10 protein-coding genes are annotated in these 12,376 nt (G+C 40.4%); 5 read left to right on the forward strand and 5 right to left on the reverse strand.

From position 1 onward, the window contains the following. The first annotated feature begins 110 nt into the window (after positions 1–110). Genes GO009_RS02835 through GO009_RS02845 form a run of 3 tightly spaced genes read left to right on the forward strand, consistent with a single transcriptional unit; the run spans position 111 to position 2,809 of the window. On the forward strand, positions 111–1,043 hold the full coding sequence (locus GO009_RS02835; protein WP_163624703.1) for a DUF1835 domain-containing protein: 933 nt from the start codon (positions 111–113) through the stop codon (positions 1,041–1,043). Between the two features lie 4 nt (positions 1,044–1,047). After that, positions 1,048–1,932 (forward strand): nucleoside phosphorylase, encoded by an 885-nt coding sequence (locus tag GO009_RS02840; RefSeq protein ID WP_163624704.1) that lies wholly within the window; start codon positions 1,048–1,050, stop codon positions 1,930–1,932. A gap of 28 nt (positions 1,933–1,960) precedes the next feature. Continuing rightward, a complete protein-coding gene (locus GO009_RS02845; RefSeq protein ID WP_163624705.1) occupies positions 1,961–2,809 on the forward strand; it encodes a substrate-binding domain-containing protein in 849 nt (282 codons plus the stop codon). Positions 2,810–2,919: 110 nt separating this feature from the next. Here GO009_RS02845 and GO009_RS02850 read toward each other — a convergent pair whose 3' ends face one another. Next, complete coding sequence (locus GO009_RS02850) at positions 2,920–3,585, reverse strand: uracil-DNA glycosylase (protein ID WP_163624706.1); 666 nt, start codon at positions 3,583–3,585, stop codon at positions 2,920–2,922. Between the two features lie 239 nt (positions 3,586–3,824). On the opposite strand from GO009_RS02850, the gene GO009_RS02855 reads away from it, so the two are divergent. Continuing rightward, positions 3,825–5,996 (forward strand): DNA mismatch repair protein MutS, encoded by a 2,172-nt coding sequence (locus tag GO009_RS02855; protein WP_163624707.1) that lies wholly within the window; start codon positions 3,825–3,827, stop codon positions 5,994–5,996. 473 nt (positions 5,997–6,469) lie between these two features. On the opposite strand, the gene GO009_RS02860 is transcribed toward GO009_RS02855, so the two are convergent. Together GO009_RS02860 and GO009_RS02865 are read right to left on the reverse strand one after the other, a co-directional pair. Further along, positions 6,470–7,705: a glycosyltransferase gene (locus GO009_RS02860; RefSeq protein ID WP_163624708.1), complete on the reverse strand. Its 1,236-nt coding sequence runs from the start codon at positions 7,703–7,705 to the stop codon at positions 6,470–6,472. A 393-nt stretch (positions 7,706–8,098) separates the two neighbouring features. Then, a complete protein-coding gene (locus tag GO009_RS02865; protein WP_163624709.1) occupies positions 8,099–9,610 on the reverse strand; it encodes a DEAD/DEAH box helicase in 1,512 nt (503 codons plus the stop codon). Positions 9,611–9,854: 244 nt separating this feature from the next. Between GO009_RS02865 and GO009_RS02870 the strand changes: the two genes are divergently transcribed. Next, positions 9,855–10,718 carry an RNA polymerase sigma factor RpoD/SigA gene (locus GO009_RS02870; RefSeq protein WP_100818963.1) on the forward strand — a complete coding sequence of 288 codons (864 nt, stop codon included), beginning with the start codon at positions 9,855–9,857 and terminating at the stop codon, positions 10,716–10,718. Between the two features lie 403 nt (positions 10,719–11,121). On the opposite strand, the gene GO009_RS02875 is transcribed toward GO009_RS02870, so the two are convergent. Continuing rightward, positions 11,122–11,475 (reverse strand): hypothetical protein, encoded by a 354-nt coding sequence (locus GO009_RS02875; protein ID WP_163624710.1) that lies wholly within the window; start codon positions 11,473–11,475, stop codon positions 11,122–11,124. Positions 11,476–11,486: 11 nt separating this feature from the next. Continuing rightward, positions 11,487–12,269: a hypothetical protein gene (locus tag GO009_RS02880; protein ID WP_163624711.1), complete on the reverse strand. Its 783-nt coding sequence runs from the start codon at positions 12,267–12,269 to the stop codon at positions 11,487–11,489. Between the last annotated feature and the right edge of the window lie 107 nt (positions 12,270–12,376).

Below are 12,376 nucleotides of genomic sequence, written 5' to 3' on the forward strand. Positions count from 1 at the left end.
CGTACATGTTAAAAAGCAGCCGCAAATACCAATGTTTTGTGAAAAAATTTTTGTGTTCTTGCTTTAAACATTACTTTTATTCTTCCTAACCAACGAAAACTGAGCTGAAAATGAAATCACTGTTGCACATAACCAACGGGGACAGTTTCACGTCTAGATTACAATCTTTGCAATTAAAAGGAGATGTAATAACCTGGAGAGAAATGCTTTGCGAAGGCAAAACCCTTTCCTCTGTAGGAAGCGAATCTTTTTGGAAAACAAGGTTCGAATTCTTGAACAAAAATTACAAAGTCTCCAAATCTTGGTTTATTGAAAAAACCCTGAAAGAATACAGGTCCCTTTGCAACCACAAACAACAGGACCAAATTGTTCTATGGTTTGAGTACGACCTTTTTTGCCAAATAAACATGTTGGCCGTTCTTAGCTGGCTAAAACAGCACAGAAGGCATGCCGAAATATCTTTGGTTTGTAGCGGCAAGGTCGAAGGCTCCAAAAAGCTTTATGGCCTTAATGAGTTAAGCGACGAAAAGCTGATTGCGCTTTATGACAATAGAAAAATTCTCTCACAGGACGATATAGAGTATGCTGACTATATTTGGCAATTGTACTGTAGCGACAACCCTATTCGTTTGGAAAACCAAATCGCCAACAACGACTTTCAATTTGAATACCTATCGGATGCACTGAAAACCCACCTAAAGCGATTTCCTACCATTAAAAATGGACTTAATGATTTGGAAAATCACATTTTGGAAGTGGCCAAGAAGCATAAACCAAAGTCCAAAAATGAATTGATGGACAACTTGTTGACCGATCAAGGTTTTTACGGTTTTGGGGATACACAGTACGAGCGTATGATTTCTTCCTTAAAACCTCTGTTCAGTTCTTTTGACCCTGTAAAATTGACCAAAAAAGGATTGCAGGTATTAAAGCAAGAAGCAAATTACTATTCGGAACTTCGTGATAATCAAATGTATTTAGGAGGCTCTTTAAAGTATAACTTCCTATATAATTCTGATACCGACCGAATTTTAAAACTCTAAGCAGATGGCCTCCTTAGGTGACTCAGAGCTCATTCTGAACCCTGATGGGAGCATTTACCATCTCAATCTTCTTCCTGAGGACATTGCTACCACCATTATTACTGTTGGTGACCCTGATCGGGTCCATGAAGTTTCCAAATACTTTGATTCTATCGAAGTAAAAAAAGGAAAGCGAGAATTTGTGACCCATACCGGCCATTATTCCGGTAAGCGCATAACTGTAATCTCCACAGGTATCGGAACGGACAATATTGACATTGTTTTTAATGAATTGGATGCCTTGGCGAACATAGATTTTCAATCTCGTCAAATAAAGTCACAAAAAATACAGCTCAGTTTTATACGGGTCGGTACATCTGGCTCTTTGCAACCAGATATCCCTGTTGATTCCTTTTTGATGAGTGCCACTGGTATTGGCCTTGACAATCTTTTGCATTTCTATGATTGCGGGCACATCAAAAACAAAGAGATGGAACAAGCACTTACAGTCTACTTAAATTGGAGTAAGTACAATATCCACCCCTATGTGGTTGATTTTGATAAGGATTTAGCGGATATTTTCATTTCAAATCGTATACGATTAGGATTAACTTCTACAAATTCAGGGTTTTATGGGCCGCAAGGAAGGGTGTTACGCTTAAACCCAACCATCGTCGACTTCAATGAAAAGCTAGCGGGTTTTTCATTTGGAGATTTGAGAATAACCAACCTAGAAATGGAAACAGCAGCCATTTACGGTATTGCAAAACTACATGGACACCGAGCTGTTTCCCTTAATGCTATATTGGCCAATAGGGCCACTGGCGAGTTCTCCAAACAAGGGCATAAAACTGTTGACGAGCTGATTCAATACACCCTAAAATGCATTGCTGAAAGTCAACTGGTATAATTTTAACCCCAATCAAGAATCCAAACAGATGAAAACCATAAAAATAATAGGTGTTCCCGAACATTTTAATCTTCCTTGGCATCTGGCGATGGAGGACAATGCTTTTGAAGACCGCGGCATTCAATTGGAATGGACCGACATTCCTGAAGGAACGGGGAAAATGACCCAAATGCTTCAAAATGGTGAAGCGGACATGGGTGTCATTCTCACGGAGGGTATCATAAAAAGCATATCGCAGGGTAACTCCAGTAAGATTGTTCAAGAATATATTTCTTCCCCCCTACTTTGGGGCATCCATGTTGACGCTGCTAGTGATAGAGAAACGATAGCATCATTAAAAAATGACAAGGTCGCCATTAGTCGAATGGGGAGCGGAAGTCATTTAATGGCCTACATCAACGCACAAAACCAGAGATGGAACACCGAAAACCTCGAATTTGAAATTGTAAACAACCTTGATGGCGCAGTGGAAAATCTGACCAATGGTTCAGGAGCCTATTTTATGTGGGAACATTTTACTACAAAACCCCTTGTGGACAATGGCACATTCAAACGTGTGGGTGACTGCCCCACTCCATGGCCCTGTTTTGTAATAGCTGCTTCGAACAGTTTCATCAAAGAAAGTGAAGGCTTGCTCAAGCATGTTTTGGAGGTTATCAACACGTATACCGCTGAATTCAAACAAATTCCCAGTATTGACAGGACCCTGTCCAACCGATACGAACAAAAACTGGAAGACATTCAGGAATGGTTGTCCAAAACCAACTGGGGACAGGAACAACTCTCCGAAACAATGGTAAACGAGATTCAGTCCAGATTACACGACCTTAATTTAATCGAGGAAGTCAAGGATGCTTCAGCATTTCTTTGGAAATAGACGGATGTCAGGTCGAGCGCAATCGAGACCACATAAACCAAAAGCGGTTCAATTTAATTCTTGACTTAGGTTCATCTTGAGCGCAGTCGAAAGACTCGAGGTGACAGAATTTACCAATCAATCGGTTCTTTACCCATTTGGGCGAGCAAACCATTGGTTTTACTAAAATGTTGATTGCCAAACCACAATCCTCGATTGGCGCTCAAAGGCGAAGGATGTCCCGATGTTAAAATATGATGTTTGCTTTTATCGATCAAGGATGATTTTTTCTTGGCGAATCCTCCCCAAAGCAGAAAAACAACACCTTCCAGTTCACTGGAAACCGTTTTGATTACCGCATCGGTAAATTGCTCCCACCCTTTTTTCTGATGGCTCCCTGCCTGATGTGCACGAACTGTCAGCGTGGCATTCAACAAAAGAACCCCCTGGTCCGCCCAACGTTCCAAGTTACCGCTTTTGGGGTATGGCTTTTCAACATCGGTTTTGATTTCCTTGAAAATATTGACCAAGGATGGCGGATGCGGAATACCATCTTTTACGGAAAAGCACAACCCATTCGCTTGGTTCGGCCCATGGTAGGGGTCTTGACCAATGATGACCACTTTGGTTTCTTGAAACGGACAATGATCAAAGGCAGAAAAAATGTCATTACCCTTTGGGTAACAAGTATTCTTCTGGTATTCCTGCTTCACAAAAGCAGCCAATTGCTGAAAGTAAGGTTGTTCAAACTCGTTGCTCAATTGTGTTTTCCAACTTGGCTCAATGTTTACGTCCATATGATGACTTTACTTCTTTTTGGTCAGTTTATAGATCAAATACCCAATGCCCACAACAAAATGCAAGAGTATCACGCCTGCAATGATAAAAATGACGGTATTGTCGCTCCTCATTTGAATTGGATTTTAGTGAAGAATTCAGGTATGAATCAAAAGTACGTAAAGCGAATTGTTTTTGCTAAAAGGGCAGGCCTCAAAAACACATCAAAATCCTATCTTTGCGCTGCTAGTAGAAAAAGATGCGAAACATTCACCCCAAAACACTTCAAGATCTAGAGTTCCCAACGGTATTGACACAAATCGCCGCGCGATGCAATACAGAATTGGGGAAAGAAGATGCGCTTACCCTACAACCATTCCGCCACAAAGCCGAATTAATGGATGTATTGGGGCAGACTTCGGAGTACTTGGCGTCTTTTTCCAACGACAACCGCATTCCCAATCATGGTTTCGACCATATCAACAGCGAATTGGGGCTGCTCAAGATTGACAACAGCACTTTAGAGATTTCTGGTTTTCGAAAGATTGGTGGCATCTGCAAGACCGTCGCTATCCATCAAAAATTCTTTAAAAAGTTCAAGGAATACTATCCGTTGCTTTTTGATAAAGTGAATGCCCTGGAGTTGCATCCTGAAATTCCGGATGCAATTGATGATGTTATCGACAAGTTTGGGGAAATCAAAGATTCCGCCTCTGACGAGTTACGCTACATTCGAAGCAAAATCAATGAAGTGCGCAGTAAAATCAACCAAAGTTTTAGTGTTGCACTAGGGCGTTATCAATCCTCGGATTTTTTAGATGAAATCCGTGAATCCGTGGTGGAAAACCGTCGCGTTTTGGCCGTAAAGGCCATGCACCGCAAAAAGGTGAAAGGCACGGTAATGGGCACATCCAAAACAGGAAGTATTGTGTACATTGTGCCAGAGACCACCTTGTCCTACACCAGAGAGCTCAACAATCTTGAGTTTGAGGAGAAAGAAGAAATCCAGCGCATCCTGAACAAGCTCACCGACGAGATTCGACCTTATTTGGAATTGCTTCAGGAATACCAAAAACATCTTTCCGATACAGATATTACCGCAGCCAAAGCAAGGTATGCAAGCGAAATGGATGGTTTATTGCCTGAAATTAATGAGGAGCGGGAATTGTTTCTACGTGATGCGTACCACCCTCTACTCTATTTATCGAACAAAAGAAAAAACGAGAAGACCTGGCCACAGACCATAAAACTGCATCAGGAAAACCGAATCATTGTGATTTCTGGGCCCAATGCAGGTGGAAAAAGTATCACATTAAAAACCATTGGACTGCTTCAAGTAATGCTTCAAAGTGGTATGTTGATTCCAGTGCACGAGCGCAGTTCCGTTTGCTTTTTTGATAAGATTTTGACGGATATCGGAGATAATCAATCCATTGAAAATCATTTGAGCACATACAGTTATCGACTTAAAAACATGAACCACTTTCTAAGAAAGTGCAACAACAAAACCTTGTTCTTGATCGATGAATTTGGTACCGGTAGTGATCCCGAATTGGGCGGTGCCCTTGCCGAAGCTTTTTTGGAAGTGTTCTACGAGCGCGAAGCTTATGGGGTTATCACAACACACTATGCCAATTTAAAGGCTTTGGCCAACGAATTGCCACATGCTACCAACGCCAATATGCTGTTCAACTCCAAAACCTTGGAGCCTACCTTTCAGTTGGTTTTGGGCGAAGCGGGAAGCTCCTTTACGTTTGAGGTGGCACAAAAGAACGGTATCCCCTACTCCTTGATCAATAAGGCAAAGAAGAAAATTGAACGCGGAAAGGTCCGCTTTGATGCAACGATTGCCAAACTGCAAAAAGAGCGCAGTAAAATGGTGGAGACGGGCTCCAAGCTCAAAGATGAGGAAGCCAAGGCCCGTGAAGAATCAGAACGATTGGAGAAGCTCAATTCCAAGATCAAATCCAAGTTGGAGAGTTACCAAGAGATGTACGACCATAACCAGCGTATGATTCAATTAGGCAACAAGGTGAACACCGCTGCGGAGAAATACTTTATCGACAAGAAAAAAAGACCGTTAATTTCCGAGATGCTCCGCATTGTGGAAACAGAAAACAGTAAACGCAAAAAAACCACAGCAAAAAAAGCCAAGGCCAAGCAACAAGAGAAAAAACAAGTGGCCCAAGAATTGGAGCAAAAAATCAAAAAAGTACGGGTAGAGAAGAAAATTAAAAAGAAAAAAGAAATTCAGGCCGAAAAGAACAAACCGCGACCTGTTTTTAAGGTTGGTGACCGTGTCCGTTTAATGGACGGCAAGGCCGTGGGTAGCATTGACACTTTAGAAAAAGGCAAGGCCGTGGTGAATTATGGTATGTTTACCACCAACGTAAGCGTGGACCAATTGGAATTGGTAGAGGCGAAGAAGTAATAGATTTATTCCTACGTTGCGTTCTTTATCAGGATAAACAAGCAGAACTTAAATTAACCAATATATTTTTTTAAATAAATTGGATTAATTATACTGAATTTCAGTAATTTAATTGTGTATTAAATAATAAAACAGCTCTGAACACGTTTTTGGATAAAATATTTTCCCGTGAATTTTTTAAATAAGGAAATAGAATCGCGTACCAAACGAAAAAAGTCACGATCACTCATTAAGAGGCAGATTTCTTGCGGAACCTTTCAAGATTTGGAAACTTTGGACTTGGACAATCATAAAAAACAACCCTCAAGAGCTAATTCTTAAATTCTTGCAGGGAACTTTTATAACGAGCCATTGTCGAAAACTTGGTAGCCCTACTTCTGAAAACCTACTACAATCATTAGTTGTTTGTTGTACCTGCTCCCTGGTTGATAGGTTACTGGCATGCCCATACAGCTTTTTAAAGCCATACCGAACTACTCCTTCTGCTTTGCTTCAATCCATTTGGCCATATACTTGGTACTGGCCATGGTTTGGTGCTGCAGTAGTTTCCCTATAAAATTTTGCGCACGATGGGTTTGCAAAGCTTTGCTTAGTTGTTGTAACCGATCTTTTAATCGAGTTTGCAAACTTTCTTTATCATAAAAAGTTTGAAGCAATTCACTTCCTCGCCGTTGGGCATTTTCCCAAGCGGTCGGGTTTTGGTGCAAATCCACTGCGGCTTGTGCAAACCTGTCCCAATCATTAGTAATTGTACCGTTCCAAGGCAAGTCGCCATGCATGCCCTCCGCTCCAATGGATGTGGTTATGCTTGGGGTACCTGTTTTCATCGCATCCAATAATTTTCCTTTAATCCCCGCACCAAATTGTATGGGGGCAAGCAATACTTTGGCTTTTTTAAGCACTACATCTACGTCTTCTGCCCATCCGTGTACATAAAAACGGGTTTTGGGGCTGTGCATTTCATTCAATTTTTGGGGTAGGTACGCTCCGTAAATATGCATTTCGGCTTCCGGTAGCTGTTTGCGTATTCTGGGCCAAATCTCTTGCTTCAAGATGTGAACGGCATCCACATTGGGTGCATGTTTTCCGTTGCCAATGCTTACAAAACCTCTTCGAGCATCAAAAGGAACCAAATTCTTCGTGGACTTACTGGAAATATCAACCATAAATGGTAAGTAGAACAACAATTCAGCAGGAATCTTAAGTTCCTTTTGTAGAATTTCCGTTTCGTAGGTGGAAATCATCAAACTTAGGTCACAACGGTAAATACTAGCGACCTCTCGTAAAGTCATCGGGTGATTTTTCCAATGTTGTAACGTAAAGGATTCCTTCTTTTTATGGACCTCTTCCCTAGCCTTTCGCAGTGAGTGTAAATCTTCGGTATTCAATATACGGATGGCATTCGGGGCAAATTCTGCAACGCGCCATCCAAATTGTTCTTCCATCATAAAACGATCGAACAACACCATATTGGGAGATAATTTTTTTACAAATTCATCAAAACTGGAATGGTTAAGCTGTATGGGAACCTCCCGAATCCCCATTTGTTGCAAGTCTAAACTATACTCGGTTTTACTGGCGGTACTGGCAAACGTAATGTCGCAACCAAAGTTTATAAAGGTTTCCAGCAATTGTTGCATTCGGCTGCCGGCAGCCGTGGTGTTGGGCTCGGGCCATACATAACCGATTACGAGGAGTTTTTTTTGCATGTTGGGTTAAGGATAGTTGGGTAAAAGATTATGGATTATAGGTAAAAGTAGTAAGTGTACATACAATAATCAAAAGACATCTCGACTGCGCTCGATGTGACAAGTAGGAAATATAGGAGTGAAATTCAAGTTCAAGTATCAAGTACAAGTTCAAGAACGCAGTAAGCAGTGGGCAATTGGCAGTCAACAAGTGTCAAGTACAATAATAAGGATTTAAGAACCAGGATACAGGACGCTCTTCTTTCTGGCAGACAAGTTCCAAATAATTAAACCTGAAACCAGACCACAGAAAATAGACAAGAGTCAGGGAACAGAAAACCGAAACCTCAATAACCAAATAACAGAACACCTGACATCGAGCACCGAGCATCAAACTCCAAACTCAATAACCAACTACATCCGCGCCGCAAACATTTTGGAAATACTGGAACGGAGTTTTCGTTCATAATCTTCTTCCAACCACTCCTTGTAGTTTTTAGTGTTGTTCATAATGCAATACGAATACTGCTTTACACGATAGGAAATCTCATCTTTGAGTTCCTTGGCCAAAATACGGGCATCGAATACATCTTCGCTATTTTCCACACATATTTGGGCGTGTTGTTCTATGCTTTTTTCCAGTACAACCTTGGATTTTTTACCTTGCGCGAATATTTTTTTGTACTCTGCTTTTACATCAAACGTAATGTTGTCGGACTTACTAAATTTGGCACGGAGCTCATCGGGCATCTCGTACACAAAATCACGCTCGATTTCCTCATCATTTTTAATGTTTTCCAGATAAAAGTCTGGAAAGTGGAATATTTCCTGCCAATCCACCGGTGCATCCCAAGGACCAAAACGGGCAATGTTGTTACCCATATCAATAACGTTGAACTCATCTTTGTTAGGCAACACCCTGGAGCCCCGTCCTATCATTTGAAAATATAAAGTAAGCGAACGTGTAGCCCTATTCAGGATAATACTCTCCACGGTGGGCTCATCAAAACCTGTGGTTAAGATACTTACCGAGGTTAAAATAGCGTCTGGTGTTTTGGCAAACCAATCCAGAATTTCTTTTCGTTCGGTAGCTGTATTCTTGTTGTCCAAGTGCCTAACGTTGTAGCCGGCCTTTTTAAAGGTCTCGTACACATACAAGGAGGTGTTGATACCGTTATTGAAGATCAGTGTTTTGGTACCCTTGGCAATCTCTTCGTAAGCGGTGAGCAATTTGCCCAACATACTGTGAGCACTGTAAAACTCATCGGAAGACTTTACGGTATAGTCTCCATTAATGCCAAGTTTCAAGGTCCGTAAACTAACATCGTAATTATAAAGATTGGCCTTGGCCAAGAACTGTTTGTCTATCAACGATTTTATGGATTCCCCAATGATCAAATGCTTATAATTGTCCTTCATGGGAAGTTTAATGTTGGAACTCAACGGTGTTGCCGTTACGCCCAAAATCGTGGAATCCTCAAAATATTTAAAAAGTTTCCTAAAGGAATTGTAATGGGCCTCATCTATAATGACCAGCCCAATATTGTTGATTTTTACTTTTTCTTCCTGTAACCTATTGTTCAGTGTTTCCACCATGGCCACAAAGCACATATAGTTGTCCTGGTCGTAAAGTTCCTTGACCTCGCTGTTAATTACCTTATTGGCCACACCGAACCCATGGAGCATTTTGGAGGTTTGTTTACTGAGCTCAATACGGTGGGTAAGCACCATCACCTTTTTACCGGTCTGCTCAATAAATCTTCGGGTTATTTCGGAAAAAACCACGGTTTTACCACCTCCTGTGGGCAATTGGTACAAAATATTGGTACCCTTAGGAAGTTTTTCCAAGTGCTTGAAGATTTTGTTCAGGTCTTCTTCCTGATAATCGTATAATGTTTTCTTCTTGATTTCTTTGTTTACCTCCAAAGGGAAATTGCGTTAAGGGTTCTTAAATAAAAAACCCTACAAAATTAGAGGTTTTTTGCGCTTGAGACCAATACTCGGAGGCTTTTATATTAAAATAGTATCAACAATCCTTGTTGAATCCTTTTTTTTCGTGATTGATGTATTTGCTTATAACATTTTGATAACAATAACATTTTGGACTTGGAAAAATGAAGATTATAATGTATAATGATAGCTTATAATACTTGTTAAACCAGATATAAGAATGAGGCAGCTAAAAATCATTAAACAGGTCACGAACCGGGAATCCAAATCACTTGACAAATACTTGCAGGACATTAGTAAAATTGATCTGATCACCGCGCAGGAAGAAGTTGAGCTAGCACAGAAGATTAGGGCCGGAGACCAAGCTGCCTTGGAAAAACTGACGAACGCAAACCTAAGGTTTGTGGTCTCCGTGGCAAAACAATATCAAAATCAGGGCTTAAAATTGCCCGATTTGATCAACGAGGGGAATGTTGGCTTGGTAAAAGCTGCCAAACGATTTGATGAAACCCGAGGATTTAAATTTATTTCCTACGCGGTTTGGTGGATTCGCCAATCCATTCTGCAAGCCTTGGCAGAACAATCCCGTGTGGTTCGATTGCCTTTGAACAAAATCGGGTCCATAAACAAGATAAAAAAGACATTCTCTTACTTGGAACAAGCGCACGAGCGTCCACCATCCCCCGAAGAAATTGCCAAGGAATTGGATATGACGGTCTCCGAAGTAAAACAATCTTTGAAGAATACTGGCAGACACGTATCCATGGATGCTCCTTTAAAAGAGGGAGAAACGTCCAACTTGTATGATGTACTAAACGCCGGAGATTCCCCAAAACCGGACAAAGGTTTGATGCACCAGTCTTTGAACACCGAAATAAACAGGGCGTTGGATACACTATCCCCACGAGAAGCCGATGTGGTAAGACTGTATTATGGAATTGGCGACCAACCCTCTATGACCTTAGAGGAAATTGGCAGCACCTTTGATCTGACCAGGGAGAGAGTGCGTCAAATCCGTGAAAAAGCAATCAGAAAATTAAGACATACCTCAAAAAGTAAGATATTAAAGTCTTATTTGGGATAAAATGCCAAATGGTTATGAGTTCAATAAAAAAGGGGATGTTGTTATCAATTCAACATCCCCTTTTCCATGATATTCACTTAAAAAACATCACGATTTGCTCAAAAGACTAATATCAAAGTCGGTGAGCATGTCTTTCAAATCTTGAATAAAATTCAAGTAGGCCGTGTTTTCTTTGTTATGGTTTTTCATGGTAACAAATTTTGGGTTGTTTGTCAACTATAGGTAATCAAGTTCGGCAAGTTCGTTTACTGCCAAAATTTCGTTCAGTTCTTGTAAAAATGCCAAGTATTCTTCGCCGTAGGTATCGTATAACATGGTAATCTTCGGTTTTTGTTCGGGGTTTTAGGTATAACGTAATTTTATTTTAAAGATTATATTGTTCTTATAAAATGCGGTAAAACCCCTACTTTGTGTTTAAAATATCCAGTTCTACTTCAAAATCAAGGTCTTTGTCCACTTTGCTTGGCCTTATGTTGAATTCATCATAAATAAAACACAAATTCATCGGCAACCTTCGTCGTTCGGTATCGGACATTACACCCAATTTGGATTGTAATTCATTTTTGATTTGAAATGCTTTATTGCTGATTTTTGGGTTTTCATGGGATTCCAACTCAGAAAGAAAAGGAATTTCTTTTCTGTCCCCTACTTCTAACATTTCATCCAACAACATTAATTGGGTCTCAAGGTCCTTTGTATATTGGAACAAAGGATAAAAGATGCTTTGAAGGTACTCGGGGAGTTGGTTGTTTGCCATGGTGTAGGTATTTACATTGTTCGGAACATTTCCATTTCAAAATCTATCAGCTCTTGCACTCGCGGATATTCCTGAAGAAATTGGTCATATAAAAAAGTAAGGTGTTTTACATCCTTGTCGGTTTTACAGAGTCTGGAAACTTGCTGGGTCACTTCCAAAAGGCCGAAGGTTTTCATCATGCGCAACGATGGCATTATTTTTTGGCACGCAAGCTCCAGTTCAGCGAAGTTTTCACTCATTAGATTAACCTTGGCGCTGCCAATAAATTCCCAAACGTTCTGTTTGAACATACGGACCAATTCTTCCAATAGATTCATCTGCCCCATACAATCTTCCAAAACAGGTTTAAGATCAATGTCTTGGCCAACAAACCCAGCTTGCAAGCTTTTTTCTATAAATTTAAAATCGGTAGACATGCTGTCGGTATTTTTATCAGAATGTTGAGCACTATCACCCTGCGGATTTTGCACCAGTTTTTTTAGTTCTCTCACAATGGCACTTTGCTCATCGGATAGTGGGGTATCTTCCATTGCTTTGATCAGAGCTAAAAACTTGGTGTTATCGGATTCGGTGAATTGTTTGTTGTCCAAGCTTTGTATGCCTATTTTTTGGTAGATACTTTCAAGTTGTCTCATTTCTGAGACGCCAAAAACCTTGTTCTCCAATCCCATCTTAAAAACTTCAAAGGATTTTTTAAGCTCTCCTGCTTCCACAACGCCCAATTCCTCATAAGAAAATGAGCTTAATCCTATTTCCAGTTTTTCTAGATATGTCAACAATTCACGTGTTCCCAATTCTTTGCTTTAATCAATTATCATTAACTAAAAATGTTGATTATACTGAGGGATTACAATTTATTGTTCCGTAGCATTCGGATTTTGTTGTCAAATTGCGTTATTTG

Source organism: Allomuricauda sp. TY007 (genome assembly GCF_010468565.1).
GTDB lineage: Bacteria > Bacteroidota > Bacteroidia > Flavobacteriales > Flavobacteriaceae > Flagellimonas.

What these genes read in the sequence shown, in the direction of transcription:
- GO009_RS02835 (WP_163624703.1), top strand. Translation starts at nt 111, where the DNA reads ATGAAATCACTGTTGCACATAACCAACGGGGACAGTTTCACGTCTAGA.
- GO009_RS02840 (WP_163624704.1), top strand. Translation starts at nt 1,048, where the DNA reads ATGGCCTCCTTAGGTGACTCAGAGCTCATTCTGAACCCTGATGGGAGC.
- GO009_RS02845 (WP_163624705.1), top strand. Translation starts at nt 1,961, where the DNA reads ATGAAAACCATAAAAATAATAGGTGTTCCCGAACATTTTAATCTTCCT.
- GO009_RS02850 (WP_163624706.1), bottom strand. Translation starts at nt 3,585, where the DNA reads ATGGACGTAAACATTGAGCCAAGTTGGAAAACACAATTGAGCAACGAG.
- GO009_RS02855 (WP_163624707.1), top strand. Translation starts at nt 3,825, where the DNA reads ATGCGAAACATTCACCCCAAAACACTTCAAGATCTAGAGTTCCCAACG.
- GO009_RS02860 (WP_163624708.1), bottom strand. Translation starts at nt 7,705, where the DNA reads ATGCAAAAAAAACTCCTCGTAATCGGTTATGTATGGCCCGAGCCCAAC.
- GO009_RS02870 (WP_100818963.1), top strand. Translation starts at nt 9,855, where the DNA reads ATGAGGCAGCTAAAAATCATTAAACAGGTCACGAACCGGGAATCCAAA.
- GO009_RS02875 (WP_163624710.1), bottom strand. Translation starts at nt 11,475, where the DNA reads ATGGCAAACAACCAACTCCCCGAGTACCTTCAAAGCATCTTTTATCCT.